The sequence below is a fragment of the Streptomyces griseus subsp. griseus genome, assembly GCF_003610995.1.
Lineage (GTDB): Bacteria > Actinomycetota > Actinomycetes > Streptomycetales > Streptomycetaceae > Streptomyces.
Window position 1 is genome coordinate 4,081,190 of record NZ_CP032543.1, and the last position, 26,887, is coordinate 4,108,076.

At 70.5% G+C, this 26,887-nt stretch carries 24 protein-coding genes and 1 pseudogene; 13 read left to right on the plus strand and 12 right to left on the minus strand.

What is annotated here, in order from left to right:
* Positions 1 to 5: 5 nt before the first annotated feature.
* The 6 genes from D6270_RS18245 to D6270_RS18275 all read left to right on the plus strand — a co-directional run bounded on the left by D6270_RS18245 (position 6) and on the right by D6270_RS18275 (position 7,670).
* Complete coding sequence (locus D6270_RS18245; protein WP_109167383.1) at positions 6 to 1,814, plus strand: alpha/beta hydrolase; 1,809 nt, start codon at positions 6 to 8, stop codon at positions 1,812 to 1,814.
* An 86-nt stretch (positions 1,815 to 1,900) separates the two neighbouring features.
* Positions 1,901 to 2,374 (plus strand): hypothetical protein, encoded by a 474-nt coding sequence (locus D6270_RS18250; RefSeq protein WP_318780025.1) that lies wholly within the window; start codon positions 1,901 to 1,903, stop codon positions 2,372 to 2,374.
* 232 nt (positions 2,375 to 2,606) lie between these two features.
* Entirely contained in the window at positions 2,607 to 4,889 is a 2,283-nt protein-coding gene (locus tag D6270_RS33200) for an alpha/beta hydrolase (RefSeq protein WP_204117093.1), read from the plus strand.
* Between the two features lie 11 nt (positions 4,890 to 4,900).
* The gene (locus D6270_RS18265; protein ID WP_109164463.1) at positions 4,901 to 5,476 is read left to right on the plus strand and encodes a hypothetical protein; all 576 of its coding nucleotides are present in this window, start codon (positions 4,901 to 4,903) and stop codon (positions 5,474 to 5,476) included.
* 187 nt (positions 5,477 to 5,663) lie between these two features.
* A complete protein-coding gene (locus tag D6270_RS18270) occupies positions 5,664 to 6,635 on the plus strand; it encodes a C40 family peptidase (protein ID WP_109167381.1) in 972 nt (323 codons plus the stop codon).
* Positions 6,636 to 6,938: 303 nt separating this feature from the next.
* Positions 6,939 to 7,670, plus strand: coding sequence for a phosphatase PAP2 family protein (locus tag D6270_RS18275; protein ID WP_109164462.1), 732 nt, complete (start codon positions 6,939 to 6,941; stop codon positions 7,668 to 7,670).
* Between the two features lie 115 nt (positions 7,671 to 7,785).
* Here the strand turns inward: D6270_RS18275 and D6270_RS18280 are convergent, their stop codons facing one another.
* The gene (locus tag D6270_RS18280) at positions 7,786 to 7,992 is read right to left on the minus strand and encodes a hypothetical protein (protein WP_109164461.1); all 207 of its coding nucleotides are present in this window, start codon (positions 7,990 to 7,992) and stop codon (positions 7,786 to 7,788) included.
* 165 nt (positions 7,993 to 8,157) lie between these two features.
* Here D6270_RS18280 and D6270_RS18285 point away from each other — a divergent pair, with 165 nt between their 5' ends.
* Positions 8,158 to 9,027 carry an SCO4651 family lipoprotein gene (locus tag D6270_RS18285; RefSeq protein WP_109164460.1) on the plus strand — a complete coding sequence of 290 codons (870 nt, stop codon included), beginning with the start codon at positions 8,158 to 8,160 and terminating at the stop codon, positions 9,025 to 9,027.
* Between the two features lie 183 nt (positions 9,028 to 9,210).
* Positions 9,211 to 9,612: a hypothetical protein gene (locus D6270_RS18290; RefSeq protein WP_162600261.1), complete on the plus strand. Its 402-nt coding sequence runs from the start codon at positions 9,211 to 9,213 to the stop codon at positions 9,610 to 9,612.
* A gap of 34 nt (positions 9,613 to 9,646) precedes the next feature.
* Here the strand turns inward: D6270_RS18290 and D6270_RS18295 are convergent, their stop codons facing one another.
* Entirely contained in the window at positions 9,647 to 10,072 is a 426-nt protein-coding gene (locus D6270_RS18295) for a metal-sensitive transcriptional regulator (protein WP_202417948.1), read from the minus strand.
* A 311-nt stretch (positions 10,073 to 10,383) separates the two neighbouring features.
* Here D6270_RS18295 and D6270_RS18300 point away from each other — a divergent pair, with 311 nt between their 5' ends.
* On the plus strand, positions 10,384 to 11,004 hold the full coding sequence (locus D6270_RS18300; protein WP_030815607.1) for a DUF47 domain-containing protein: 621 nt from the start codon (positions 10,384 to 10,386) through the stop codon (positions 11,002 to 11,004).
* Positions 11,005 to 11,009: 5 nt separating this feature from the next.
* Positions 11,010 to 12,008, plus strand: a complete 999-nt coding sequence (locus tag D6270_RS18305) for an inorganic phosphate transporter (RefSeq protein WP_109164458.1) — start codon at positions 11,010 to 11,012, stop codon at positions 12,006 to 12,008.
* Between the two features lie 183 nt (positions 12,009 to 12,191).
* On the opposite strand, the gene pstB is transcribed toward D6270_RS18305, so the two are convergent.
* The 7 genes from pstB to D6270_RS18340 form a co-directional block, all read right to left on the minus strand.
* Positions 12,192 to 12,968, minus strand: coding sequence for a phosphate ABC transporter ATP-binding protein PstB (pstB, locus tag D6270_RS18310; protein WP_006125735.1), 777 nt, complete (start codon positions 12,966 to 12,968; stop codon positions 12,192 to 12,194).
* A gap of 40 nt (positions 12,969 to 13,008) precedes the next feature.
* On the minus strand, positions 13,009 to 14,091 hold the full coding sequence (gene pstA, locus D6270_RS18315) for a phosphate ABC transporter permease PstA (RefSeq protein ID WP_109164457.1): 1,083 nt from the start codon (positions 14,089 to 14,091) through the stop codon (positions 13,009 to 13,011).
* Positions 14,088 to 15,089, minus strand: a complete 1,002-nt coding sequence (gene pstC, locus D6270_RS18320) for a phosphate ABC transporter permease subunit PstC (protein ID WP_109164456.1) — start codon at positions 15,087 to 15,089, stop codon at positions 14,088 to 14,090. The genes pstA and pstC overlap by 4 nt, the downstream gene beginning before the upstream one ends.
* 148 nt (positions 15,090 to 15,237) lie before the next feature.
* Entirely contained in the window at positions 15,238 to 16,377 is a 1,140-nt protein-coding gene (gene pstS / locus D6270_RS18325; RefSeq protein ID WP_109164455.1) for a phosphate ABC transporter substrate-binding protein PstS, read from the minus strand.
* A gap of 206 nt (positions 16,378 to 16,583) precedes the next feature.
* A complete protein-coding gene (locus tag D6270_RS18330; protein WP_109164454.1) occupies positions 16,584 to 17,045 on the minus strand; it encodes an NUDIX hydrolase in 462 nt (153 codons plus the stop codon).
* Positions 17,042 to 18,013 carry a CHAD domain-containing protein gene (locus tag D6270_RS33675; protein ID WP_109164453.1) on the minus strand — a complete coding sequence of 324 codons (972 nt, stop codon included), beginning with the start codon at positions 18,011 to 18,013 and terminating at the stop codon, positions 17,042 to 17,044. The genes D6270_RS18330 and D6270_RS33675 overlap by 4 nt, the downstream gene beginning before the upstream one ends.
* A 306-nt stretch (positions 18,014 to 18,319) precedes the next feature.
* Complete coding sequence (locus tag D6270_RS18340; protein ID WP_109164451.1) at positions 18,320 to 20,572, minus strand: RNA degradosome polyphosphate kinase; 2,253 nt, start codon at positions 20,570 to 20,572, stop codon at positions 18,320 to 18,322.
* Positions 20,573 to 20,976: 404 nt separating this feature from the next.
* Here D6270_RS18340 and D6270_RS32570 point away from each other — a divergent pair, with 404 nt between their 5' ends.
* On the plus strand, positions 20,977 to 21,153 hold the full coding sequence (locus D6270_RS32570; protein ID WP_158650537.1) for a hypothetical protein: 177 nt from the start codon (positions 20,977 to 20,979) through the stop codon (positions 21,151 to 21,153).
* A 129-nt stretch (positions 21,154 to 21,282) separates the two neighbouring features.
* On the opposite strand, the pseudogene D6270_RS33205 reads toward D6270_RS32570, so the two are convergent.
* The 3 genes and pseudogenes from D6270_RS33205 to mshD form a co-directional block, all read right to left on the minus strand.
* Positions 21,283 to 21,438 (minus strand): annotated as a pseudogene (locus D6270_RS33205) (GntR family transcriptional regulator); the annotation flags it as partial.
* Between the two features lie 54 nt (positions 21,439 to 21,492).
* Positions 21,493 to 21,816, minus strand: a complete 324-nt coding sequence (locus tag D6270_RS18350) for a MerR family transcriptional regulator (protein ID WP_109164450.1) — start codon at positions 21,814 to 21,816, stop codon at positions 21,493 to 21,495.
* Positions 21,817 to 22,306: 490 nt separating this feature from the next.
* Positions 22,307 to 23,230 (minus strand): mycothiol synthase, encoded by a 924-nt coding sequence (gene mshD, locus D6270_RS18355; RefSeq protein ID WP_109164449.1) that lies wholly within the window; start codon positions 23,228 to 23,230, stop codon positions 22,307 to 22,309.
* A 99-nt stretch (positions 23,231 to 23,329) separates the two neighbouring features.
* On the opposite strand from mshD, the gene D6270_RS32575 reads away from it, so the two are divergent.
* Positions 23,330 to 23,482 carry a hypothetical protein gene (locus D6270_RS32575; RefSeq protein ID WP_158650538.1) on the plus strand — a complete coding sequence of 51 codons (153 nt, stop codon included), beginning with the start codon at positions 23,330 to 23,332 and terminating at the stop codon, positions 23,480 to 23,482.
* Positions 23,483 to 24,053: 571 nt separating this feature from the next.
* Positions 24,054 to 25,877 (plus strand): bifunctional metallophosphatase/5'-nucleotidase, encoded by a 1,824-nt coding sequence (locus D6270_RS18360; RefSeq protein ID WP_109164448.1) that lies wholly within the window; start codon positions 24,054 to 24,056, stop codon positions 25,875 to 25,877.
* Positions 25,878 to 26,887: the final 1,010 nt, after the last annotated feature.

Consider the following 26,887-nt stretch of genomic DNA (forward strand, 5'->3'; position numbering starts at 1 on the left):
GTGGTCTGAGTGCGCTGGGGTCGACGCTGACGTGGACGAAGTTACGTGAGGTGAGGTGCGCCGAGCTGGAGGAGGCGGCCGACGGGTGGGGCAGGGCCGGCAACCGTGCTGACGCCGCCCGGGACCGTATCGACACCCAGCTCGTCGACGACCTGCGCCGGACGCAGAGGGGCGAGGCGGCGCGGGCCGCGGTCAGGCGGTTGCGCCGGCTGTCGAAGAACTTCCAGTACATCCACACGGAGTGCGGACTGCTGCGGACCACGCTGAACAGCCTGGCCCATGAGGTGAAGGCCCAGCAGCGTGTCCTCCAGGGGGCGCTCGACGATGCGGCGGCTCTGAAGTTCACGGTGCACCCGGACGGTTCGGTGACGTATCCGGCGGCGGGCGAGGGCCTGGTCGACGGCAAGCCGTTGGCCGGCGGCAGGGCGTCCGGGGTTCCCAACCCGGACCTGGCCGGTCCCTCCGGGCTCATCGCGCCCAACCCGAACGCGGCGAAGGCCCAGGACATCGCGGACCGGGTGGCGCGGGCGGTGCGCACGGCGGCCGACGTGGACTGGCGGTACGCGAAGATCCTGCGGGCGCTGAGGGCGGAGGACGGCCTGGATGTTCCCGCGGCGACCTGGACGGACGCGGCGGGCGACGCGGCGGCGGTGCGGCAGGCGGCGAGCGGCTACCTGAAGCAGGGGATCCCGCACGACGCGTCTCCGGCCGAGCGGAAGGCGTGGTGGGAGGGGCTGACGGACGAACAGCGCGAGGAGTACCTCGCGGTGTACCCGGACCAGATCGGCAACCTGGACGGGATCCCGGCCCTGGTCCGTGATGCGGCGAACCGCGACAACCTTCAGCTGCTGATGGGGAAGCTGGAGGGGCGGGGCGACGAGGACTCGGTGACGAAACTGGCGGCGTTGCGGGAGATCGACCGGCAGTTGCAGGCGGTGCGGGGGCCTGGGGAGCCGCCGATGTATCTGCTCGGTATCGGGGATCAGGGGAATGGCCGGGCGATTGTTTCGTATGGGAATCCGGATACGTCGAGGAATGTGGCGGCTTATGTTCCGGGCCTCAATACCTCGCTGGACAGTGAGTTTGCCAGGGGCGATCTCGGGCGGGCGCGCGATCTGGCTATCGCCTCCAACCGCCATGGGGAACCCACTGCTGCCATCACTTGGCTCGGATATGACGCACCACAGTCACCGGACGGCCTGGGGTCGCTTGCTGTCGCAGGAAGTGCCCGGGCTGAGGGCGGCGGGCGGGCCTTCAGCGGGTTCATGGGTGGCCTCGCGGCGACCAACGAGAACGCGGATCCGCACATGACAGCCATCGGCCACTCTTACGGATCACGAACCGTGGGTGCGGCGACGCAACAGGACGGCGGTATTCCCGGTGTCGACGACATTGTGTTCGTCGGAAGCCCGGGGGTGGGCGTCGATAGCGCCGATGAACTAGGTGTGGGCAGGGAGCACGTGTTCGTCGGAGCAGCTTCCAATGACATCGTGACCAAGCTTCCGGCGAAGGAACAGTTCGCTATCGGCACGGCTGAAATGCTGTTCGGTGGGCCTGCGGCCGCCTATGTCTTCGGAGGCCTGGCCGACCCGGGGGGTGACGACGTCTGGTTTGGTAGGGATCCGGCCAGCGAGTCGTTCGGGGCGAGGAGATTCGAGGTGGGGGACGGTCCGCCCTTGGTCGGGGCGGGTGGGCTTTCGATCGATGCGCATTCTGGATACTTCGATCCAGCGGTTGATATGACGTCGGTGGAGAACATGGCATTGATCGCTACCGGACGTTCTCACAAGATCAAAACGGAAGATCCGCGTTGAGACTTCGAGTGCGAACGACGTGTGTGGCCATTCTCTTGGGGTCTTTGCTGTTGGGGTGCGCCGAGATGCGAGGTGAGAGATTGAATATGCAAGGTGCTGCGGAACGGGCGGACGGCATCCTCGATCAGGTCATCGCCGAGATTGAACCAGAGGTTCGTTGGGTGCACGGGCCGACGACGACGGGAAACTGCACGGTGACCAGAAGGAGGACAATTATGACTACGGTTTCCGCCCAACGGAGGGGAAGCCTTCTGGGCGTGGTGGACCGGTTCTGGCGGAAGAGCGGTTACCGGATGACGGCGATCAACAACGACGTGGATGTTCCCGCGATCTACGCGCGGACTGACGACGGATTCCAAGTCGGCCTCATTGTTGCCGCCCAAGGGCAGGTGCACTTCGACGTGATCAGCCCCTGCGTCCGCCACTCAGAGGTTGCCCCTTCGACCCGTCAGGCCACCGCCCCCCTCGATCCGGAGGCAGAGTTCATCCCCCGCCCCAACATCCACTCCGACTTCTGGTCGGCAGAGGCGCCCGAGGTCGGTGTGACATCCGGGCGGTGACTGGGGCAACTCGGCCCAACTTGCCTTACGTGTAAGGGCTTTGAGCCCTTCATTGGGTCCTGGGGCCCATGTCGTGTCCCCTGCTCGTGTGGTCGCATACGCGGAGTGACTGACCTGTCGCCGTGCCGCCCACTCACGAGGTAGGGGACTGCCCTTGTCCGGCATACGAGGAAGTGCGGTCTCTGCTGACGTCGATGTAAGCGCTGCCACCGCCCGCGCGGGTGGGCGGTCCATGCCCCGGTCGTTGCAGGCGGTTCTGGTCCTCGTTCAGCTGCTGTTCGTGGCCACGCTCGTGGGTGCGGTCGGTGCTCTCTCCACGGCCTCCTCGGTGGACGCCTTGGACGGGCATCTGCTCGGGTTGCTGCTCTACGCCTCCTTACCCGGCGTCAGCGCCTTCGTGCTGTCCCTGTACGTCCGTACCGGCGGCGTCGGCGTCTGGCGCGGGCTCTTCGCCGTGCAGGCGTGGTTCGTCCTCGGTGCGCTCGCCGAGTTGGGTGGTGGGGCCGGGGCGCAAGGGGTTGCGCGGGTGGCGGTTCCGGTCGCTGTCGTCGTGTTGCTCGCGCGGCCGGAGAGCCGGCGGTGGTTCCGGCTCGGGGCTGGTGAACGGGTCGGGCAGCGGTCGTTCAGCCTGGCCCGGATGGTGAGGTCGCGCCGTGACGGTGGGCAGAGCGCGCTGGAGTACCTCGGGCTCGTGCTGGTGGTCGTCGCCCTCGTCGGCGCGATGATGGCCACCGGGATCGGGCAGCAGCTCACCTCCGAGATGCGCGCTGCCATCTGCTCCCTGAACGGTGGTTCGTGCTCCGCGCACGGTGGAGACGTCATCGCCGGTCCGGGCGGAAGCAGGGGCTCCGGTGATGGCCAATCCGGTGCCGGTACCGCCGGTGCCGATTCCGGTGGAGAGAGCCGTGGTGCGGGAGGCGCCGGTGGCGGTTCCGGGGGCGGCAGTGCCGGTGGTGCCGCCGGAGGTGAGGCCGCCTCCTCGACCACCTCCGGAGGCACCACCGGAGGCGACTCCTCCACCTCCGGCGGAGCCCTCGGGTCAGACCCCGCCCCTTCCTCTCCGGTCGACGCGGGTAGACCCGGTCGGCCCACCCCCTCCGCCCCCACCTTCCTCGACGGACTCCTCGGTGACGGCCTCGGGCGGGATCTCCAGGGCGTCACCGACGCCGTGTTCCGGCCGGGGGAGAGCGCGCGCCGCATCGCTGATCAGTGGGCGCGGGATTCTCAGGGCGCGCGTGACACATGGGGGCGCGGCGACTACGTCGGTGCCGTCTGGGAGTGGAACAAGGCCGTCGGTGGCGGCGGGATCGGGCTCGGGCTTCCTGGGGGCGGGGCGCGGGTCGACCAGCGGGTGCGGGAGGACGAGCGGCGGTATCTCGACGCGCGGATCCCCCGGAACGCCACCCCGCAGCAGCGGAAGGCCTGGTGGGACGGGCTCAGCCCCGAGGAGCGCGAGCGGTACATCGAGCTCGTCCCGGAGCGGATCGGGAAACTCGACGGCATCCCCGTCGCCGCCCGCGACGCCGCCAACCGCAAGAACCTCCCCGCGCTCATCGAGGAGCTGGAGGGCGTCGACACCGACAAGGCCCGCAAGCAGCTCGCCGGGCTCCGGGAGATCGACCGGCAGCTCAAGGAGAACGGGCAGCCGCCCATGTTTCTCATCGGGATCGGTGATGAGGGGAACGGGCGCGCCATCGTGTCGTTCGGGAACCCGGACGCCTCCCGGCACGTGTCGGCGTACGTCCCAGGGCTCAACACCTCGCTCGACGAGGAGTTCGCCAAGAACGACCTCGGGCGGGCCCGGGACACCGCCATCGGGGCCCAGGGGTACGACGAGTCCACCGCCTCCATCGTCTGGCTCGGTTACGACGCCCCGCAGCTGCCGGACAGTGACGGGGTTGCCGGGTACTTCGCCGTGATGGGGACGGCCCGGGCCGAGAAGGGTGGGGTCGCCTACCGCGATTTCATGGGCGGGATCGCCGCGACCAACCAGAACGACGACCCCCACCTCACCGCCATCGGGCACTCCTACGGATCGAGGACGGTCGGTGCCGCGGCCGCCGTGCCGGGCGGGATACCCGGCGTCGACGACATCATCCTCGTCGGCAGCCCCGGGGTCGGGGTGAACCATGCCGTGGACCTCGGCGTCGGCAGCGAGCACGTCTTCGTGGGAGCCGCCGCCAACGACCCGGTGACCAAGCTGCCCTCCAGGACCCAGGTCGTCGTCGGCGGGGTCGGGCTGATCGTGGGCGGGCCCGGTGCGGCCTATCTCGCGGGGGATCTCGCCGATCCGGGCGACGACGACCTCTGGTTCGGGAAGGATCCGGCGAGCAAGGCGTTCGGCGCGCGGCGCTTTCCGGTGGCCGACGGGCCGCCTCTGGTCAGCGGGGGCGGTCTGAGCCTGGACGCGCACTCGAACTACTTCAGTCCCGAACGTGACGCCGTCTCCGCGGACAGCATCGCCCTGATCGTGTCGGGGAACGCCGACCGGCTCAAGATGGAGGAACCGAAGTGAGCGGAACCCGAGTGAGCCGGCTGTTCCCGGTCGTGGCCACGGTCCTGGCCCTCGCCCTCTCCGGTTGCGGGAACGTGGGCACCGCGAGCGAAAGCGGAAGTGGAAGTGGAAGCAGCAGTGGGAGGGGAAAGGAGAGTGGGCGCATGGACATGCAGGAAGCCGCCGAGCGGTCCGACGCCATGCTGGACGCCGTCCTCGAAGCCGTCGACCCGGACCTCCAGTGGGCCCATGGGCCCACCACCACCCGGGCCTGCGGCGTGACCCGTCGGCGTACGGTCATGACCGTCGTCTCCGCCGACCGGCGCCAGACCTTTCTGGACCGGGCGGAGGCCTTCTGGCGGAAGAGCGAGTACCGGATCAAGGCCGTCAACAAGGACGAGGTCTTCCCGGCCGTCTACGCCGTCACGGAGGCGGGGTTCGGTGTGAGCGTCTCCTTCCGGGGGAAGGGGCAGGCCTTCCTGGAGGTGGACAGCCCCTGTGTGAAGGAGTCGAAGGTGGCCCCGCCCACCGCCGAGCCGAACGGGCCCGCCTACGAAGGCGTCTATCCGCTGCCCCGGCCCAATGTCCGGTCCGGCTTCTGGTCGTGACGCACCGGCTGAACCGCCGTCACGTGCGTGGCTCCTGAGCCGTCACCGCCCCCGTGTGCTCCGGGTGCGCCGGTGGTGTGCCGCGGATGACTCGTACACACCGTCGAAAACACCCCTGAACCGTGCCCCGATGGGGGATGGTTGAGGGGTGCGGAAATTCTGGGTCTTCGGTGGCATCGGCGTGGGCATGGCGGCGGCCTTCATGGCGCTGCTCCTCGTCGGTACGTACTCGGCCGCCGCCGGTCTGGCCGGGGCGGGTGGCGGTGGTGCCGTCGCGCTGGCCAAGGGGGCGGTGCCGGCGCGGTTCCAGCCGCTGGTCCAGAAGTGGGGCAACCTCTGTCCCGCCATCAACCCGGCGCTGCTGGCCGCGCAGTTGTACCAGGAGAGCGGCTGGAATCCGAGAGCGCAGAGCCCTGCCGCCGCGCAGGGCATCGCGCAGTTCATCCCGGGCACCTGGGCCACGCACGGCATCGACGGCAACGGGGACGGCAAGCGGGACGTGTGGGACCCGGCCGACGCGATCCCCTCGGCCGCCTCGTACGACTGCGAGATCGCCGGGTACGTCAAGAAGGTGCCGGGCGATCCGACGAACAACATGCTGGCCGCGTACAACGCCGGTGCCTACGCGGTCATCAAGTACGGCGGCGTGCCTCCCTATAAGGAGACGCAGAACTACGTAAAGATCATCCGTTCGCTGGAGAAGAGCTTCGCCCGGCCCGTCGGGCGTGTCGCCCCCTCCCGGCAGGCGGCCGGGGCCATCTACTTCGCGCAGAAGAAGCTCGGCACGCCGTATCTGTGGGGCGGCAACGGGACGCCCGAGCAGCAGGGGCGGTTCGACTGTTCGGGGCTGACCCAGGCCGCGTACCGGACGGTGGGCATCGAACTGCCGCGCGTCGCCAACGACCAGTACAACGCGGGGCCGCACCCCTCGCGGGACGAGCTGCTCCCGGGGGATCTGGTGTTCTTCTCCGACGATCTGACCAACTCGCGGGCCATCCGGCATGTCGGGCTGTACGTCGGGGGCGGATATATGATCAACGCCCCCTTCACGGGAGCGGTCATCCGGTTCGACAAGATCGATACGCCGGACTACTTCGGTGCGACTCGGGTCACCAAGGACGGTGCCGCGGCTCTGCCGACGGATCTGCCGGCGAGGTGACGGATCTCTCCGTGCGGACGGGGGCCGGTGCGGCTGACGGACAGTCGGCCGTGGCCGGAACTCTCCGTGAAGCCTGGGCCCTGAGCTGCGACGACCAGTCACTCTTCGATAACGTCATGGTGATCATTCGGTGGAGAGTGGAACGTGGGCGGGCGCCGGGCCGTTCCCTGGACAGGGACGGCATGCGCACTGACCATGCGTGCGCAGGAACAGGACCACACCGAGTACGGGGGTTCGACCACGGTGGCGCGCACGGACGCGCGTCGCCACAGATGAAGCAGACAAGGCAAGGGGCCGCAGCAGATGGCTGGACTCGGACTCGACGGGTCGAACCCGGACGTCAGTCTGCTCTACGACATCAACGGGCTGGCGAAGGCCGCTCCGACCTGGTTCGACCGGGTCATGGAGTTCGTCGGTGAGTACGGGACCATGTTCGGCCTCGTCCTGGTGGGCCTCTGGTGCTGGTGGAGCATGCGCAAGCGCGGGAGCGCCGAGGATTCGGTGGCCACGGTCGCCGCGCTCGTCTGGGCACCGCTCGCCGCCGCGCTCTCCGTCGTGATCAACATCCCGATCCGCGGCTTCGTCGAACGGCCACGCCCGTTCAACGACCACGAGGGGCTTGAGGTCCTGATCCACGGCAAGACGGACTACTCGTTCGTCAGCGACCACTCCACCCTCGCCATGGGCCTCGCCGTCGGCATCTTCGTGGCCAACCGGAAGTTCGGCTTCGTCGCGCTCGGACTCGCGTTCTTCGCGGGTGTCAGCCGGATCTACATGGGCGTCCACTACCCCACCGACGTGATCGGCGGATTCGCCCTCGGCACGGCCGTCGCCCTGCTGCTGGCACCGCTCGCGATGGCCATGCTGACCCCGCTGATGGCGGCCATCTCCCGCTCCGACCGGGTCGGCTGGATCGTCCGGTCGAAGAAGGCGGACGCGGCGTACGACGAGGAGCGCGGGGACACGCGGAGCATCCCCGAGCCCCGGCCGGGCACCGGGCGTGGCAACCCGGGAGAGAAGGACCTCGCCGCCTGACCCGGAGCCGGACCCGGACGAACGCTTCCCACGGTCCCCCAGGTGCTTCCCGCACCTGGGGGACCGTGCTGTTTTCGGCCAGGTCCTGGGCGGGAGGAGGGTGGGTCAGTAGTGGTCAGGACGCTGCCAGGTGTTCCGCGGCGTCCGTACGGGCCCGGTCGCGTGATCTGCGTGCGGGGCCCGCCCAGCCGCAGGTGCAGCGGGCCAGGCAGAAGGAGCCGCGCTCTGTCGTCGTGGTGCTGTGTCCCGCCGGGGGCGGTGCGGGGCACGGAGGGAGGTGCGGGGCCGTGGTCCGGGCTGGGGCGTGGGGTTCCTCGTGCACCCGTCCACGGTACTGGGGGCGGCCTCCGGACGGGGTGCGTGGGCCGGGCAACCTCCCCGGCCGTACGGCGGACGCGCCGGGGCGGCGTGACGGGGGGCGCCGGTGGTCGTTATGCGGGACGGGTGAGGGCTCGGCCGAGCGGCAGTCGTTGGGGGTTGGCAGGCGATGGTGGTGCAGCAGTACAGGGACGGAGGCGGGGCCCGCGCTGCCCGCGCCCTCGCCGTGGCCGGGGTGATCGCGGTCACCGCCGGATGCGTGGGCGAGGTGGGCGCAGGCGGTGGGAGCGACGGTTCCGGGCAGCGCGCCGTGGCCGCGGAGCGCCCGCTCGATGTGCTCGGCCGGGCCGCCGGCGTACTCACCGAAGCGGGCGGCGCGGAAGCCCGTACGTCGATGGAGACCGCGGCCGGCGGGACCCGGGTGACGATCCGGGGCGAGGGCACGTACGACTTCCGCAAGCAGATGGGGCGGCTCACGGTGGTGCTGCCCACGGACGCTGCGGGCGCGGAGGACCACCGGCCGATCACCGAGCTGCTGGCGCCGGGTGCGCTCTACATGAAGAACCGCGGCGCCGGGGTCCCCGACGACAAGTGGGTCAGGATCGACACGACCGCCCTGGAGGACGGCAACCTCGTCACCGGCGGGGTCACCGATCCGATGGCCGCCGCCGAACTGCTGCGCGGAGCCGGTGACGTGACGTACGAGGGGAAGACCGAGCTGGCCGGGGTGACGGTGCACCACTACCGGGGCATCGCCGATCTGGACCGTGCGGCGCGGGCCGCCTCACCGCAGTCACGCGGGGCGCTGAGTGCGGCGGCGAAAGGGTTCAGCAAGGACGCCGTTCCGTTCGACGCGTACCTCGACGAGGAGGGGAGGCTGCGGAAGGTCCGCCACCGCTTCAGCTTCTCCTCCCAGGGCCAGGAGGCGGCGGAGGTCACGGTGGTCTCGATGCTGTCGCTGTACGGGTTCGGGGCGCCGGTCATCGTACGGCTGCCGGACGAGGACGACATCTATACGGGGGAGATCCGGCAGGGCTGAGCGGTCTTCGCGGCCGCCCTTGGTGGACGTACGAGGGAAGAGCGGGGCGGGAGGGGCCGGTTGGGAGGGGGCTAAATGGTCCCTACGTGCCATGCGCGGTGCGTACCGCGCTCCCTACGCTAGGAAGCCGGTGCGCCCAAGGGTTCGGCGAAGGGTCGGCGACGGCAGAGAGAGGTGACGCAGGTGGTGACGCTCAGCGCTCCGAACGCTCAGGACTATGTGGCCCTCGCCGAGATCGAGTTGTGCGGCGAGCTGATGATCGCGGCCTCGGCGGCGCGTGAGGAACGCCTCAGTCCTGACCGTATCGACGAGGTGCTCAACGTCGGGGACGAGCCGCTCGGCACGTTGCGGGCCGGGGACGCCGGGAGTTCCGGAGGCGCTGGCACCGGCGTGGACCCCGGACGCAGGGGCACCGGTCTGGACGACGTGCTTCTCGGGAGCGATACGGAAGCCGCGTGGACGACCGTGCCCCGGCAGGGAGCGCACCCGCAGGCGGCTCACCGGCAGAGCGCTCACGCGCAGACCGTTCGTCCCCAGGCCGCGCCTCCGCAAGCCGCGCACCCGCGAGCCGCTCGCCAGGGCTGACTCCCCCGGCGCCCCGCCCTACCCCGCCCCCGGCTCACGTGCGCAGCAGTCGGGCGATCGCCTTCGTGGCCTCCTCGACCTTCGCGTCGATCTCCTCGCCGCCCTTGACCGCCGCGTCGGCGACGCAGTGGCGCAGGTGCTCCTCCAGCAGCTGGAGGGCGAAGGACTGCAGAGCCTTGGTGGAGGCCGAGACCTGGGTGAGTATGTCGATGCAGTAGACGTCCTCGTCGACCATGCGCTGGAGGCCGCGGATCTGGCCCTCGATCCGGCGCAGCCGTTTGAGGTGCTCTTCCTTCTGGTGGTGGTAGCCGTGGATGCCGAGGTCGTGGTCGGTCACGACCTCCTCGGTTCCGAGGGCAGCGGGCGCACCGGTGGCGGTGGCGGGGGCCGCTGCGGGGGCCTCCGGGATCCCCGTCGGTTCCGCTCCGGCTCCCGCGCCCGTGGTCTCGGTGGTGGTCATCTGCGTCCTCCCGTTGTCCTCGTCGTCGTCCTCGTGCAACCTGTCACAGCCTGCTGCGGTCCGTCGCGGCGTGCTCTGGCCTGATGTTTCCGGTGCGGCGATTCCGTCCGCCGCCGGTGGGCCCGGGTCCGCGCACATAGCTCCGGTATACCCCTGCCGGGTATATCGTAACGAATCCGGCGGAAACGTGACCGGGGGCCCGTGCCGATCCCGGTTCCCGATGGGCGACACTGAAGAACGCCGGTTAGCCGTGGCCGGATGATGCGCCTAGCATCAGCCTGACCGAATCCAAAGCATCCTGAGGACCCCACGTGCGCTTTCGTCTGACCCCCAGGGAGACGAGCTTCTACGACATGTTCTCCGCGTCCGCGGACAACATTGTCACGGGCTCGAAACTCCTGATGGAACTGCTCGGGGCGGATTCTGCCTCCCGAGTCGAGATCGCGGAGCGTATGCGGGCAGCGGAGCACGCGGGGGACGATGCCACCCACGCGATCTTCCACCAGCTGAACTCCTCCTTCATCACGCCGTTCGACCGCGAGGACATCTACAACCTGGCGTCGTCGCTGGACGACATCATGGACTTCATGGAGGAGGCAGTCGATCTGGTCGTCCTCTACCAGGTCCAGGAGCTCCCCAAGGGAGTCGAGCAGCAGATCGAGGTGCTGGCCCGGGCGGCGGAACTGACCGCCGAGGCCATGCCGGGGCTGCGGACCATGGACAACCTCACCGAGTACTGGATCGAGGTCAACCGTCTGGAGAACCAGGCCGACCAGATCCACCGCAAGCTGCTGGCCCAGCTCTTCAACGGCAAGTACGACGCCATGGAGGTGCTGAAGCTCAAGCAGATCGTGGATGTGCTGGAAGAGGCGGCTGACGCGTTCGAGCACGTGGCCAACACCGTGGAGACCATCGCGGTCAAGGAGTCCTGAACCTCGTGGACACCTTTGCGCTGATCGTGACCATCGGTGTCGCGCTCGGCTTCACGTATACGAACGGCTTCCACGACTCCGCGAACGCCATCGCCACCTCGGTCTCCACCCGGGCGCTGACCCCGCGTGCGGCTCTGGCGATGGCGGCGGTGATGAACCTCGCCGGCGCCTTCCTGGGCCAGGGGGTCGCCAAGACCGTCAGCGAAGGCCTGATCGCCACGCCCGTCGGGCAGAAGGGGATGGGCATCCTGTTCGCGGCGCTGGTCGGCGCGATCATCTGGAACCTCATCACCTGGTACTACGGTCTCCCGTCCTCCTCCTCGCACGCACTGTTCGGCGGCATGGTCGGGGCGGCGCTGGCCGGCGGGACGGACGTCATCTGGTCCGGCGTACTGGAGAAGATCGTCATCCCGATGTTCCTCTCCCCGGTCATCGGCCTGGTGGTCGGCTATCTGGTGATGGTCGGCATCATGTGGATGTTCCGGAACGCCAACCCGCACAAGGCCAAGCGCGGCTTCCGGATCGCGCAGACGGTCTCGGCGGCGGGCATGGCGCTCGGCCACGGCCTCCAGGACGCGCAGAAGACGATGGGCATCGTGGTGATGGCCCTGGTCATCGCCGACATCGAGGGCCCCAACGACGAGATCCCGGTCTGGGTCAAGATCGCCTGTGCGCTGATGCTCTCGCTCGGTACGTACGCGGGCGGCTGGCGCATCATGCGTACCCTCGGCCGGAAGATCATCGAGTTGGACCCGCCGCAGGGCTTCGCCGCCGAGACGACCGGCGCGTCGATCATGTTCGGTTCGGCGTTCCTGTTCCACGCCCCGATCTCCACGACGCATGTCATCACCTCCGCGATCATGGGCGTCGGCGCCACGAAGCGGGTGAACGCCGTGCGCTGGGGCGTCGCGAAGAACATCATCCTCGGCTGGTTCATCACCATGCCGGCCGCCGCGCTGGTCGCGGCGCTGAGCTACGGCGCGGTGCTGCTGCTCTTCGGCTGAGTCCGACCCGGCCGAGTCCGAGTCGGCCGAGTCCGAGCCGGCCGAGCCTGAAAAGGGCGCGCGAGCCTGAAGAGGGCACAGACATGGGTCCGCCCCCGCTCTCCGAGGAGAGCGGGGGCGGACCCTTTCGCCTTGTGGTGGCACCGCCATGCAGCACCGCAAGGCCGTATGTGAGGGAGCGGCTCAGCCGAAGCGGCCGGAGATGTAGTCCTCCGTGGCCTGGACCGACGGGTTGGAGAAGATCCGCTCCGTCTCGTCTATCTCGATGAGCCGGCCGGGCTTGCCGACCGCCGCGAGGTTGAAGAACGCGGTGCGGTCCGAGACGCGGGCCGCCTGCTGCATGTTGTGCGTGACGATGACGATCGTGAAGCGCTCCTTCAGCTCGCCGATCAGGTCCTCGATGGCGAGGGTGGAGATCGGGTCGAGGGCCGAGCACGGCTCGTCCATCAGCAGGACCTGCGGCTCCACCGCGATGGCGCGGGCGATGCACAGGCGCTGCTGCTGGCCGCCGGAGAGGCCGGAGCCGGGCTTGTTGAGCCGGTCCTTGACCTCGTTCCAGAGGTTCGCGCCGCGCAGGGACTTCTCCACGACGTCGTTCAGCTCGCTCTTGCGGTAGCTGCCGTTGAGCCGCAGGCCCGCCGCCACGTTGTCAAAGATCGACATGGTGGGGAAGGGGTTGGGGCGCTGGAAGACCATGCCGACCGTGCGGCGCACGGTGACCGGGTCGACGTTGGAGGCGTAGAGGTTCTCGTCGTCCAGCAGCACCTTGCCCTCGACGCGGCCGCCGGGGGTGACCTCGTGCATCCGGTTCAGGGTGCGCAGGAAGGTGGACTTGCCGCAGCCGGAGGGGCCGATGAAGGCGGTCACGGAGCGGGGTTCCACGGTCATCGAGATGTCCTCGATGGCCTTGTGGCTGCCGTAGTAGGCGGTGAGGCCGCTGATGTCGATGCGCTTGGCCATGGAAATCACTGCTTCTTTCGGGAGGTCGCTGATGGCCGCGTCAGCGACCGGTCTTCGGGGCCTTCCAGCGGGCGATCCCGCGGGCCACGAGGTTGAGGATCATGACGAAGGCGATCAGTACCAGGGCTGCCGCCCAGGCGCGGTCGTACGAGGCGGCCTCGCCGATCTTGTACTGCTCGTAGATGTAGAACGGCAGCGAGGACTGGGCGCCCGAGAAGGGGTTCGCGTTGATCAGCTGGCTGCCGAAGACCAGCAGGATGATCGGGGCGGTCTCACCGGCGATACGGGCGATGGCCAGCATGACGCCGGTGGTGATGCCGCCGATCGCGGTCGGCAGGACCACCTTCAGGATGGTGCGCCACTTCGGGATGCCCAGGGCGAGGGAGGCCTCGCGGAGCTCGTTGGGGACGAGCTTCAGCATCTCCTCGGTGGAGCGGACCACGACCGGGATCATCAGGATCGTCAGGGCGAGCGCGCCCATCAGGCCGGACGGCTGGATCTCGAAGATCAGCATGATCGACAGGATGAAGAGACCGGCCACGATGGACGGGATGCCCGTCATCACGTCGACGAAGAAGGTGACGGCCTTGGCGAGCGAGCCCTTGCCGTACTCCACCAGGTAGACGGCGGTCAGCAGACCGAGCGGGGCGGAGATCACCGTGGCGATGCCGACCTGCTCCAGGGTGCCGATCAGCGCGTGGTAGACGCCGCCGCTGGCCTCGGAGCCGAGCACACCGGCCATGGAGTGGGTGAGGAAGTAGCCGTCCAGGCGCTCGGCGCCGCGGCTGATCGTCGTCCACAGCAGGGAGGCCAGCGGGATGACCGCTATCAGGAAGCAGACCCAGACGACGCTGGTGGCCAGGCGGTCCTTGGCCTGGCGCTGGTTCTCCACGACGGTGGTGGCGACGTAGGAGATGGCCAGGAAGAGCAGGGCGGCGATCATGCCCCACTGCACCTTGCTGTGCCAGCCGGCGGCGGTGCTGATGGAGACGGAGAGCACGATCGCCAGGGCGGCGAAGCCGACGGGGGCCAGGCGGGGAAGGGAGCGGCTGCTCAGGCCGGACTTCGGCGCGGGCCCGGTGGGCGGCGTCGGCCGGTCCTGTACGGCGGTTGCGTGGCTCATGCGTTGGCCCCCGAATACTCCTTGCGGCGGGCGATGATGAGCCGGGCCGCGCCGTTGACCAGCAGGGTGAGGACGAAGAGGACGAGACCGGAGGCGATCAGGGCGTCGCGCCCGAACTCGTCGGCCTCGCCGAACTTCGCCGCGATGTTCTGCGCGAAGGTTCCGCCGCCCGGGTTGAGCACGTGCAGCGAGATGATGAAGCTCGGGGAGAGGACCGTGGCGACGGCCATCGTCTCGCCGAGCGCGCGGCCGAGGCCGAGCATCGAGGCGGAGATGATGCCGGAGCGGCCGAACGGCAGCACCGAGAGGCGGATGACCTCCCAGCGGGTGGCGCCGAGCGCGAGGGCGGCCTCCTCGTTCATCTTCGGGACCTGGAGGAAGACCTCGCGGCTGACGCTGGTCACGATCGGCAGGATCATGATCGCGAGCAGCACGCCGACGGTGAAGAGCGAGCGGGCGACGCCGACCTCGGTCTTCTCGAAGATGTACGTCCAGCCGAAGAACTGGTCCAGCCAGAGGTTCAGGCCCTCCAGGTACGGCACCAGGACGAGGGCGCCCCAGATGCCGTAGACGATGCTGGGGACGGCGGCGAGCAGGTCGACGACGTACGCGATGGGGGCGGCCAGCTTGCGCGGCGCGTAGTGCGAGATGAACAGCGCGATGCCGACAGCGATCGGAACCGCGATGACCATCGCGATGATCGAGCTGACGACCGTGCCGAAGAGCAGGACGGCGATGCCGAAGACTGGCGGGTCACCGGCCGGGTTCCAGTCGAAGGTGGTGAGGAAGTTGCCCTCGTCCTTCGAGATGGCGATGGCGGCCCGGTAGCTGAGGAACACGGCGATCGACGCCATGATCACGAGCAGCAGGATGCCCGAGCCGCGCGAGAGGCCCACGAAGACCTTGTCGCCCATGCGCCCGGTGGACTTGGGGCTCTCGGCCCGTTCCGGTGGGGCCGGCGGGGCCGGTGGTGTGTCTATCGGTGTGGTGGAAGCCATGGTCTTTCCGGTCTGTGTGGGGGAGCCGGGGGCTCCCCTGGCGGCGGTGCACCGGATGGTCGGGGGCGGGCCGGTCCGGAGGGGTGCGCCGGGCCGGCCTGCCGGTGCCGCGTACCCGGGGCGGCGGCCCCGGGTACGCGGGTGGTGGTTACGAGAGGCCGTTGACGGTCTCGCGGACCTTCGCGTTGATCTCGGCCGGGATCGGGGCGTAGCCCGCCTCGGTCAGGATCTTCTGGCCGTCGTCGGAGGCGGCGTAGGAGAGGAAGGACTTGACCGTGTCGAGGGTCTCGGCCTTGTTGCCGGTGTCGCAGACGACCTCGTAGGTGACCAGGACCAGCGGGTAGGCGCCGTCGGCCTTGGTGGTGTAGTCGAGGTCGAGGGCCAGGTCCTTGCCGGTGCCCTTGATCTTGGCGGCGGCGATCGCCTTGGAGGCGTTCTCCGAGGTGGCCTCGACCGGGGCGGAGCCGCCGGTGTCGATGTCGACCGTGGAGATGCTCTGGGACTTGGCGTAGGAGAGCTCGAAGTAGCCGATCGCGCCGTCGACCTGCTTCACCTGGGCGGCGATGCCGGAGGAGCCGGACGCGGCCTGGCCACCGGGGGCCGGCCACTTCTTCTCGGCCTCGTACTTCCAGTCCTTCGGGGCGGCCGCGCCGAGGTACTTGCCGAGGTTCTGCGTGGTGCCGGAGTCCTCGGAGCGGTGGAAGGCCTGGATCGCCTTGTCCGGCAGCTCGACGCCGTCGTTGAGCTTGGCGATCGCCGGGTCGTTCCACTTCTTGATCTTCGTGTCGAAGATCTTGGCGAGGGTGGGGGCGTCCAGCGTGAGCTTGTCGACACCCTCCAGGTGGTAGCCGATCGCGACCGGGCCGCCGACCATCGGGAGGTTGATGCCCTGGCCGGTCTTGCAGGCCTTCTTCGACTCCTCGACCTCTTCCGGCTTCAGCGCGGAGTCGGAGCCGGCGAAGCCCACGGTGCCCTGGTTGAAGGCGACGATGCCCTCACCGGAGGAGGAGGAGTTGTAGTTGATCTCCACACCGGAACAGGCGGCCATGTAGTTCTTGACCCAGAGGTCCATGGCGTTCTTCTGAGCGCTGGAGCCGGAGGCGCGCAACTGGCCCTTGGCCTTGCCGCAGTCGATGCTCGACGCCGCGGAGCTCTTGTCACCGTTGGCCTTGGGTGTACCGGGGTCGCTGTTGTCGTCCGAACCGCACGCCGTGAGGACCAGGGCGCCGGAGACGGCGAGGGCACCGAGCGCGGTGGCACGAAGCCGGTTCTTGCGCTGAAGCTTCACTTTTCGGGTGTTCCTTCCAGGAGCCGCCGTGATCTGTTCGTTCTACGACGGCGTGCGATGAGGAGGGTTGCTGCGGCTTGTCGCCGCGCACCGTGTACGTCCGAAATTAGGCAGAACAGGTGAAGCCGCTTACGGGGGAGAGTGAACGGGAGGTGAACCGTGTCGGGCAGGCGGGTGCGGGCCGTGTCCTGCCGGTGACCTACGCCTCAGCTGCGGGGGAGCGCGGAGAGGAGCGCGGCGAGCTGTTCGCGGTCGCGCGGCTGGGTGAGGCGTACGCGGGCGGCCTCGGGCGCCAGCCACAGCAGCCGGTCGACCTCGTCGTTGGCCTCGAACGCGCCTCCCGTCGCCTCGGCGGCCCAGTAGGCGACCTCCTTGGGGCGGCCGTCGACGAGATACCGGGCGGTGGGGAGCGGCGCACCCGGGGCGCAGTGGTGGCCGGTCTCCTCCAGGACCTCCCGTACGGCGGCGGCCAGCGGCTCCTCGTCGCGCTTCAGCTTGCCCTTGGGGAAGGACCAGTCGTCGTAGCGGGGCCGGTGGACCAGGCACACCTCCACCCCACCGCCTTCCGGGGCGCGGCGCCACAGGACGCACCCCGCCGCCAGGACCGTGCGGGCGCCGGGGGAGCGGTGCGCGCCGTCCCGTACGTGGTGTTCCCGGCCGCCGCTCATGGGGCCGTCATGGCCGCCGCGTACGGCCAGGTCTCCCGGAACACCGCCCGCGCGGCCTCCACCTCGTGGCGCTGGTCCGCGTGGAGCACGCCCAGGGCGTACGCGGTGGCCGGGGCGATCCGCGGGGTGCGGGCCGCCGACGCCGCTGCCGAGGCCGCCTCCGCCGCGTCCCGGTGCAGGTCCAGGGCGTGTCCGGCACCGGTGAGGACCGGGTCGGCGGCGCCCAGGACGACCTCGTGGGCGTACCGGTGCAGCCGCAGCAGCAGCCGGGCCTGGTGCCAGGCCGCGTCCTGCGCCTCGTTGTACGGCTCCGCCGACGCGTCGGGCGGGAGGGCCGCCACCGCGCCGATCAGCCGTTGCTCGGCACGTTCGGCGGGCTCCAGGACCGCCTCGGCGCCCCGGCTCGCGGTGCCCGGGGCCAGCGGGACCTCGGAGGCGAGCAGCGCCACGGCGTCGGCGACCGCGTGGAAGCGGGAGGAGCCGAGGGCCTGGAGCGCGGCGGAGTGGGCCCGGGTCCGGACGAGGGTGAGCTGGCGCTCCAGCAGCGCCCCGGCCCGCGCCGCTCCGACACCGAGCACGGCCCGGCTCTGGGCGTCCGGGGCGGCGGGTGCTTTGGCGGCGGGCTTGGTGCCGCGGGCCGCCGGAAGGGGAGCCCCGGAGAGCTGGTGCAGGGCTTCGAGCAGGCGGGTCAGCCGGCCGGCGTACGCGTGTTCCCGGGCGAGGGTGCCGGAGAGCCAGGCCAGTTCCGTACGGAGGTGGTCGGCCCAGGCCGGGTCCAGGACGGAGCGGAAGGTGTGCAGCGAGCCGCTGATCCGCCGGGCCGAGCGGCGCAGGGCGCGTGCCGCGGCCTCGGCGCCCTGGCCGTTGGCGTCGGAGGGGGCGCTGTGCTCGCGGTGCAGGCGCAGGCTGCGCAGGAAGTCCGCGGCCTGCCCCCGGAGGTAGGGCGCGAGCACGGCCTCGGCGCTCACGTCGTCGGCGGGGCGGGGCGTGGCGGCCCTGCGGGGGGCGGGTTGCGGCGAGGCCGGCCGCTGTGGGGCGGCCTCGCGGGGAGCGGGCTCCTCCGCGAGGACCCGCTCCGGAAGGACTCCTTCCGGCAGGAGCGGCTCTTGGGGGGCTCCCTCCGGAAGGCCCCCTCCGCGGGAGGCCCATCCCCGAGAGGCCCAAGGACCGCAGGGCCCCCGGCTCAGGGGCCCCGAGGGTCCCTCCTCGGGGGCGCCGTCCTCCGGGCCCCGGCCGCGGAGGGTTCCGCGGTGGGGCGGGTCGTCGTCTGGTGGTCAGGGCGTCGCACGCCTGCGCCTCCGGGCATCGATGAGCATCTCCTGGACGTGCCGCAGCGGCAGCCCCTCCGCGTCCGTGGCGTGCCGGGTCCAGTTGCCGTCGGGCCCCAGGTGCCAGGAAGAGGTGGTGTCGGCCATACCGGTCTCCAGGAGTCGGCTGAGTGCGGCGCGGTGGGCGGGGTCGGTGACCCGGACGAGGGCTTCGATCCGGCGGTCGAGGTTGCGGTGCATCATGTCGGCGCTGCCGAACCACACCTCGGGCTCGCCGCCGTTGCCGAACGAGAAGACCCGGGAGTGTTCGAGGAAGCGCCCGAGTATGGAGCGGACCCGGATGTTCTCCGAGAGCCCGGCGACCCCGGGGCGGATCGCGCAGATCCCGCGCACCCAGATGTCGACGGGCACGCCCGCCTGGGCCGCCCGGTAGCAGGCGTCGATGATCGCTTCGTCGACCATCGAGTTGACCTTGATCCGTACGTAGGCGGGGCGCCCGGCGCGGTGGTGGGCGACCTCTTTGTTGATCCGGGCGATCAGCCCGTCCCGCAGGGACTTCGGCGCGACCAGGAGGCGGCGGTAGGTCTCGCGGCGGGAGTAGCCGGAGAGCCGGTTGAACAGGTCGGAGAGGTCGGCCCCGACCTGCGGGTCCGCCGTGAGCAGGCCGAGGTCCTCGTACAGCCGGGCGGTCTTGGGGTGGTAGTTGCCGGTGCCGACGTGGGAGTAGCGGCGCAGCGTGTCGCCCTCCTGGCGGACGACGAGCGAGAGCTTGCAGTGGGTCTTCAGCCCGACGAGCCCGTACACCACATGGCAGCCCGCCTCCTCCAGCTTGCGGGCCCACTTGATGTTGGCCTGCTCGTCGAAGCGGGCCTTGATCTCGACGAGGACGAGGACCTGCTTGCCGGACTCGGCCGCGTCGATGAGGGCGTCCACTATCGGGGAGTCACCGGAGGTGCGGTACAGCGTCTGCTTGATCGCCAGCACGTCCGGGTCGCCCGCCGCCTGCTCCAGAAACGCCTGGACGGAGGTGGAGAACGAGTCGTACGGGTGGTGGAGCAGCACGTCCCGCTCGCGCAGGGCGGCGAAGATGTCGGGCGCCGAGGCGGACTCCACCTCGGCCAGGTCCCGGTGGGTGCCCGCGATGAACTTCGGGAACTTCAGCTCCGGCCGGTCCAGCGAGGCGATCGCGAAGAGGCCGGTCAGGTCCAGGGGGCCGGGCAGCGGGTAGACCTCCGCGTCGGACACCTTCAGCTCGCGGACCAGCAGATCCAGGACGTACGGGTCGATGGACTCCTCGACCTCCAGCCGCACCGGCGGACCGAAGCGGCGCCGCATGAGCTCCTTCTCCAGCGCTTGGAGCAGGTTCTCCGCGTCGTCCTCCTCGACCTCCAGGTCCTCGTTCCTGGTGACCCGGAACATGTGGTGCGCCAGCACCTCCATCCCCGGGAACAGCTCCTCCAGGTGGGCCGCGATGACGTCCTCGATGGGGACGTACCGCTGCGGCGACGCCTCCAGGAAGCGGGTCAGCAGCGGCGGCACCTTGACCCGGGCGAAGTGGCGGTGGCCGCTGACCGGGTTGCGGACGACGACGGCGAGGTTGAGCGAGAGCCCGGAGATGTACGGGAAGGGGTGCGCGGGGTCGACGGCCAGCGGGGTCAGCACGGGGAAGACGCGCTGCCGGAAGAAGGTGAAGAGGCGGGCCTGCTCCTTCTCGGTGAGATCCGGCCACCGGATGAGCTGGATCGACTCGTCGGAGAGGGCCGGCGCGATGTCCTGCTGGAAGCAGGCGGCGTGCCGGGCCATGAGTTCGCGCGAGCGGGTCCAGATGAGGTCGAGGACCTCGCGGGGCTGGAGGCCGGAGGCGGAACGGGTGGCGACGCCGGTGGCGATGCGGCGCTTGAGGCCGGCCACCCGGACCATGAAGAACTCGTCCAGGTTCGAGGCGAAGATCGCGAGGAAGTTGGCCCGCTCCAGGATCGGCGTCGCCGGGTCCTCGGCCAGCTCCAGCACGCGTTCGTTGAAGGCGAGCCAGGAGCGCTCGCGGTCCAGGAAGCGGCCCTGGGGCAGCTCGTCGCCGTCCCGGCCAGGCTCGTACGCGTCGGCGTCGGCGTCGAGATCGGGGTCCAGATCGGCGGCGGTGGAGAAACCGGCGTTGCCGGAGGAGGCGTGCGCGACGGCGTGCGGCCGGTGCGCGGCGAGGGAGCCGACGGACGGCTGGGCGGGCTGGACCGGGACCTCGGAGCTGGGCTGCTGGCTCATGGACCTATTGTTCCGCGTGGAGGGCGAAGCAGGCGCGTCGGAGCCGGGAAAGATCGCGGAAGGCCCGGGAAACCCGGGGTCACGGCCGGGGGAGGCCGACGAGGCGTTTCCCCCGGCCCTCCCGTTGCGGCGGGGGGCTGGCAGAGCTGGCTGCATCCCGTGAGGGTCGCAAGGGCGTCTGAATGGCCGGTAACGGCGACATGACGTACAGGAAGCGGTGTGCCTGCGGATCGGTCGCTCGGTGACTGTACGTGACCGGCCCCGGCAGGTGTTCGCCGCCCGGGCCCACCCCCCCGTAGGGCCCGGCCGGCGAGGTCGGTGCGGCCGGTACCGGTCCGGGGCCAGCCGTGCGGGCGGCGCAGGAACCGGAAGGCGGCGAACACGGCCGTCTCGGTGGTCCAGGTGTGGGCACCGGGGAAGCCGTTGCCGAGGATGCGGTCGACCGGCCCCAGCATCCGGCGGCGCTGGGCGAAACCGGTCAGGACGACGCCGAGTACGACCGTGGTGACGGCCAGGGACAGGAGCATGCGGCGGATCAGCAGCGCGCACAGGGCCCGACGGCCACGCCGAACAGCGCGTAGCCGACGGCGGCGGGGCCGATGCCCGCCGGAGAGCGTACGGACGCGGGCGCCCAGCGGCAGCTTCCCGGCGACCCGGTCGGCGGTGGCACGGTCCCGGCTCCGGGGTTGGGCTCGCCGCCGGCCCCTCAGCGAGTCGGCGGCCACGGCCTCCCCCGCGCTGCCGAGCGTCCGGCGTACGAGGGTGCCGAGGCCGCGCCGCGCCTCGACGAGGCCCTCACGTTCCGGCTCCCGGTACGCCTTGAGGACGGTGTTCGGGTTGATGGCCGTGGCCTCGACGACCTCGCGGCCGAAGGAAGGGGCGGCGTCGAACGACGCCGCCCCTGTGCGTACGGGAGAGGGTTACCGCGACCGTACGGAGCGCAGTTCCTCGTTGATGCGCTGAGCCTCTTCGAGCTGGTCCTCAAGGATGACGATGCGGCAGGCGTCCTCGATCTTGGTGCCCTGGTCCACCAGCTCACGGGCGCGGGCGGCGATGCGCAGCTGGTAGCGGGAGTAGCGGCGGTGGCCGCCTTCCGAGCGCAGGGGGGTGATCAGGCGGTTCTCGCCGAGTGCGCGGAGGAAGGCGGGGGTGGTGGAGAGCATCTCGGCGGCCCGGCCCATGGTGAAGGCGGGGTAGTCGTCGTCGTCCAGGTTGTCGGTGGGGCGGGTACTGCTAGGGGGCATAGCACCTCTTCTTTCGGGACACGTCGTCTTCGGCGTGGGAACACGTCGGGGGGCCCGAGTGCCATCCGGCACTCGGGCCCCGAGCTTCAACACCATCTGCCGACGTGGCTTACGTCGGCCTTCTTTTTCCGCCGGTCCGCCGGTGAGGGCGGGAGAGCGGGGATCGCGGATGCGTGACCGGGGACCACCTTCCGATCTGGGGCCTGCGGTACCCGAGCGGTGTGTGCCTCGCCCGGGCGATCCTGATGGCGTGTGCTCCTTACCTCGTCGGTTCGGTTCGGTTCATAGGACGGACAGGTGGGAGTACCGCTGCGCGGTCCCTGGGGGCCGCCCGGCCCGGCAACCAGCGGAGGAACCCACCGTTTCCGGCTCCACCACTCCACTGCCGTGCCGTCCTCGCTGTCCGGCTACGAGAAAAACACTAGACCCACCGAATACGAGATGTCTACTGCCGCCACGACAGATTTTCTTCAGGGCGGAGGTGCGAGGTTCAGGACTCGGTGCGGTACATCAGGTCCACCTCGTGGGTGGTGAAGCCGATCCGCTCGTACACCGTCACGGCCGCCGTGTTGTCCGCGTCGACGTAGAGCATCGCGGTGGGCAGCGCCTGAGCGGCCAGGTGGTGCAGGCCGATCGAGGTCAGCGCCTTGCCGAGGCCGCCGCCCTGGGCGTCGGGCAGCACGCCGACGACATACACCTCGCCCAGCTGCTCCTCGGCGTGCACCTTCGTCCAGTGGAAGCCGACGATCTCCCCGTCCCGCTCGGCCAGGAAGAACCCCTTCGGGTCGAACCAGGGCTCCGCCTTCCGGTCGTCCAGGTCCTGCTGGGTGAGGGAGCCCTGCTCGGGGTGGTGAGCGAAGGCGGCCCGGTTCACGGCGAGCCAGGCGGCGTCGTCCCGGCCGGGCTCGAAGGTCCGTACGGTGACCCCTTCGGGCAGCACGGGCTCGGCCAGGTCGAGGGGGATCAGGCTCCGGCGGAGCTGGCGCAGCTCGCGGAAGAGGGAGAGGCCGAGAACCTGGGCCAGGTGCCGGGCGGCCGAGCTGCCGCCGTGCGCCCAGACCCGCAGCCGCTTGCCGGTCGCGGCGAGGAGGGCGGCGCCCAGGGCCCGCCCGTGGCCGGTGCCGCGCCGCTCGGGGTGGACGACGAGCTCGGCCGCCGGGGCCTCGACCGGGTCGGTGTCCTCCAACTGCGCGTAACCGGCGAGGCTCCCCTCACTGGTGAGCAGGAAGTGGCGTACACCGACGCGGTGTCCGCCCCGGATCCGGAGCCTCCCCTGCTCGGAGACCGCCTGCCTGCCGTCGAACCGGGCCGCTTCGCCGAGAAGTTCGAGTACGGCGTCGGCCTGGGCGGCATCGAGTGCGTCGAGGGCCTGAATCTCGCGTCCGGGGGAGGGGAGGGGTGCGTCAGTCGTCATGGGACGAGCGTACGGGGGGCCGGGGTGCGGGCGGGGGTACGCGGAGGGGGTGCGGGGCGGTCTCCGCCAGGCGTAGGGCGGGGCCACGCGGCCGGCCGCGTGGCGACAGGCCGGGCGCGGGCCGACGAGGCCGCTCCGGACAGCCGGTGGGGCCGCTTCGCCGTCCGCCTCTCCCGCCCCCGCGCGTACGACTTCCGGCTCGCGGCGGCGGCCTCGGTCCGGCCCGCGCTGTGGGCGGCGGGGTATGTCTGACAGCGGCCACGCGTCACAGCCGGCAGCTCGCCGCCACCACGGACCCCAGAGATCCGGGAAGGGCGTATGAGCATCGAAGAGGGGGATTGGCGCTGCTCGCTGTTGTCGCCCTCGTATCCGCCTGCTCCCGTACGAGCCGGCCGTAGGGCCACGAACTCGCCCTGCCTGTCGGCCTGGTGGGAGTCGTCGCCGTTGGCCTCGCGGTCACGGCGCCCCGTCGGCAGGCTTACGCGGTCCTGTTCCTTCTCATCGTCCTCGGCGGAATGGTGGACGGGCTGTGGGTCTGAGGCCTATGGCGGCCTGGTCCCGCAAAGGGCGCTCCCCTCGGAGAACGCGCAGGTGGAGCGGGCGGACGAGCGCGAGGTCCGCCTCCTTGTCGTCCGGGCCGACGGCAGGGGCCGCGGGGTACGTCCGAGAAGAGGACCCGATCGGTCCCGGCGGGTCCATTTGGCCGGATGGCAACCAGGTCGTAACCCCGGACACCTGTTGCGCTACGCGCGTTGACTCTAGGCTGCGGCACGCAGGATCCCAGAAGTGACACCACTGACGTAACCGACGCACAAGGGGACCGATGTCAGCGACTCCGCAGAAGAAACGTGCCTCCCGGCGGGTGCTCGCCGCCGCGGCCGGTCTGGCCACCGTGGGCGCGCTCGTCGCCGCGATGCCGGCCGGGGCCCAGGACCGGGGCCACGGGCACGGCCACGGCCATGGGCACGGCCACAAGCCCCGTACCGTCGACGTCCAGTTGCTGTCCTTCAACGACCTGCACGGCAACCTGGAGCCCCCGGCCGGCTCGGCGGGCAACGTCTCCGAGACCCAGCCCGACGGCACGGTGAAGGCGATCCCGGCCGGTGGCGTCGAGTACCTGGCGACCTCCCTGCGCACCGCGCGCAAGGGCAACCCGTACTCCGTCACGGCGGCCGGCGGCGACATGGTCGGCGCGAGCCCGCTGCTGTCGGGCCTCTTCCACGACGAGCCGACGATCGAGGCGCTCAACAAGCTCAAGCTGGACGTCACGTCCGTCGGCAACCACGAGTTCGACGAGGGCGCGACCGAGCTGGCCCGCCTCCAGAACGGCGGCTGCCACCCGGTCGAGGGCTGTTACGAGAAGGGCAAGAAGTTCAAGGGCGCGGACTTCCCCTACCTGGCGGCCAACGTCACCAAGGAGAAGACCGGCAAGCCGCTGCTGAAGCCGTACACGATCTGGAAAAAGAACGGCGTCAAGATCGGCTTCATCGGGGTGACCCTGGAGGGCACGCCGGACATCGTCACCGCGAACGGGGTCAAGGGCCTCAAGTTCCACGACGAGGTCGAGACGATCAACAAGTACGCCAAGGAGCTGGACCGCAAGGGCGTCAAGTCCATCGTGGCCCTGATCCACGAGGGCGGGGCCCCGGCCTCCACCTCGTACAACTACGACTGCGACAGCCCCGGCCCGGGCGCCGGCATCTCCGGCCCGATCCTGGACATCGCCAAGGGGATCACGCCGAAGGTGGACGCCCTGGTCACGGGCCACACCCACCAGGCGTACGTCTGCACCGTCCCGGACCCGGCGGGCAAGCCGCGCATGGTCACCTCGGCCTCCTCGTTCGGCAAGCTGTACACGGACACCACGCTCACCTACGACCTGCGGACCAAGGACATCGTCCGTACGTCGGTGAAGTCCGCGAACCACGTCGTGACCCGGGACCAGCCCAAGGCCGCCGACATGACGAGCCTGATCGACCGCTGGAACAAGCTGGCCGCACCGATCGCCAACCGGCCGCAGGGCTGGATCAGCGCAGACATCAACGGCCGCGGCTCCACGGCCCCCGAGAAGCCGCTCGGCAACGTCATCGCCGACGCCCAGCTCGAAGGCCTCGCCCCGGCCGACAAGGGCGGCGCGGAAGTCGCGTTCATGAACCCGGGCGGCATCCGCGCGGACCTGGTCTACAAGGCGTCCGGCGGTGAGGGCGACGGGGTCGTCACGTACGGCGAGGCGTTCACCGTCCAGCCGTTCACCAACATGATGAACGTCGTCGACCTGACCGGCGCCCAGCTGGTCTCCGCACTCCAGCAGCAGGTCAGCGGTCCCAACGAGGCCAGCCCGAAGATCCTCCAGGTCTCCAAGGGCCTCACCTACACCCTGGACCTGACGAAGACCGGCGCGGCCCGTGTGGTCACCGACTCCATCAAGCTGAACGGCGACGCCATCGACCCGGCGCGCACCTACCGCGTCGCGATGAACGAGTTCCTCGCGGGCGGCGGCGACGGCTTCCCGGCCCTCGGCCAGGGCACGAACAAGCTGGTCGGCGCCTCCGACCTGGACCTGTTCAACGCCTACCTGGCGGCCCACTCCACGGCCACGTCCCCGCTGGCCCCGCCGGCGACGGACCGGATCACGGTCGTGCAGTAACTCTCGAGCGGAACTCCTTTACGGGATGGGGGCGGTGGGCCGGTGGGCCTGCCGCCCCTCACGTCTTCCACGAGCAGTTTTACGAGCAGGCCTGCGGCCAACTCCCTGGTGGCCGGGCCGGGCCGGGCCGGGCAGGTGCTGCTCAGGGCACCTGGAGGCGGTCGCGGATCTCGCTGACGTGGGCGCCGATATCGCGCTGTACGGGGATCCTGTCGTCCCGGGTGCGCCCCTCGGGAGCCTCGGCGCCTGAACGGCAGGGGGGCAGAGGCCGTCGGGAAGCGCTTCGGGCCGGCCTGGGGCGCCGCACCCGGCGCATTCGACCAGGACGCGCGGGGCCGGAGCGCCGGGCGGCGGGGGTTGCGCGGGGCCGACCGTGGGCTGGTGGGGCGGGATCTTGTCCTCAAGGCGGCGGACGGAGCCGACGGGCGAATCGACGATACCGGGGAGCCCGGCGGTGAGGGCGTGGACGACGCTCGTGGCCGGGGGTGGGTGCGGGGCCTGACTCGGGCTCGTGGCCGGGGGGCGGGGCCGGCGTCAGTGCCGGTGCCGGTTCGTGCGGGGGCGGTTAGCGGGTCAGGCTCCCCCGGCGGCTGGGGAGTGGTCGCCGCAGGCGCGGGTGCCGGGGTGGGCGACGCACCGCCTGTGGACCTGGACCGCTCGGTGGGGAGGAACGCGTTCCACCACTCGTTGTCCCGCGCCGTACGGGACCAGAACGTGCGGGAGACCCAGCGGACCTGGCCCTCCGGCGACCTCGCACCGCACGCGCCGCAGGTGTCCGGCGACCGGGAGGAGAAGCCGCGACCGGTCCGCGCGAGCGTCGTCGGGAGCGCCGTGTCGTCCTGCCCTGCCACCAGGATGACGATGTCCGCTCCTTCACCTTCGACGCCCGCGCGGTCTGCAGTGGAGTGACGCACATCACCATGCGTCGCGTCGCCGATGTGGTGAAACTGTGTGCAATGCCCGTGCCGTGGCCTGTTCCGTGGCCTGTGCCAGGAGGGCGGCGCGTCGGA

What these genes read in the sequence shown, in the direction of transcription:
- D6270_RS18250 (WP_318780025.1), top strand. Translation starts at nt 1,901, where the DNA reads ATGCAAGGTGCTGCGGAACGGGCGGACGGCATCCTCGATCAGGTCATC.
- D6270_RS33200 (WP_204117093.1), top strand. Translation starts at nt 2,607, where the DNA reads ATGCCCCGGTCGTTGCAGGCGGTTCTGGTCCTCGTTCAGCTGCTGTTC.
- D6270_RS18270 (WP_109167381.1), top strand. Translation starts at nt 5,664, where the DNA reads ATGGCGGCGGCCTTCATGGCGCTGCTCCTCGTCGGTACGTACTCGGCC.
- D6270_RS18275 (WP_109164462.1), top strand. Translation starts at nt 6,939, where the DNA reads ATGGCTGGACTCGGACTCGACGGGTCGAACCCGGACGTCAGTCTGCTC.
- D6270_RS18285 (WP_109164460.1), top strand. Translation starts at nt 8,158, where the DNA reads ATGGTGGTGCAGCAGTACAGGGACGGAGGCGGGGCCCGCGCTGCCCGC.
- D6270_RS18295 (WP_202417948.1), bottom strand. Translation starts at nt 10,072, where the DNA reads ATGACCACCACCGAGACCACGGGCGCGGGAGCCGGAGCGGAACCGACG.
- pstB (WP_006125735.1), bottom strand. Translation starts at nt 12,968, where the DNA reads ATGGCCAAGCGCATCGACATCAGCGGCCTCACCGCCTACTACGGCAGC.
- pstA (WP_109164457.1), bottom strand. Translation starts at nt 14,091, where the DNA reads ATGAGCCACGCAACCGCCGTACAGGACCGGCCGACGCCGCCCACCGGG.
- pstC (WP_109164456.1), bottom strand. Translation starts at nt 15,089, where the DNA reads ATGGCTTCCACCACACCGATAGACACACCACCGGCCCCGCCGGCCCCA.
- D6270_RS18330 (WP_109164454.1), bottom strand. Translation starts at nt 17,045, where the DNA reads ATGAGCGGCGGCCGGGAACACCACGTACGGGACGGCGCGCACCGCTCC.
- D6270_RS18340 (WP_109164451.1), bottom strand. Translation starts at nt 20,572, where the DNA reads ATGAGCCAGCAGCCCAGCTCCGAGGTCCCGGTCCAGCCCGCCCAGCCG.
- D6270_RS18350 (WP_109164450.1), bottom strand. Translation starts at nt 21,816, where the DNA reads ATGCCCCCTAGCAGTACCCGCCCCACCGACAACCTGGACGACGACGAC.
- mshD (WP_109164449.1), bottom strand. Translation starts at nt 23,230, where the DNA reads ATGACGACTGACGCACCCCTCCCCTCCCCCGGACGCGAGATTCAGGCC.
- D6270_RS18360 (WP_109164448.1), top strand. Translation starts at nt 24,054, where the DNA reads ATGTCAGCGACTCCGCAGAAGAAACGTGCCTCCCGGCGGGTGCTCGCC.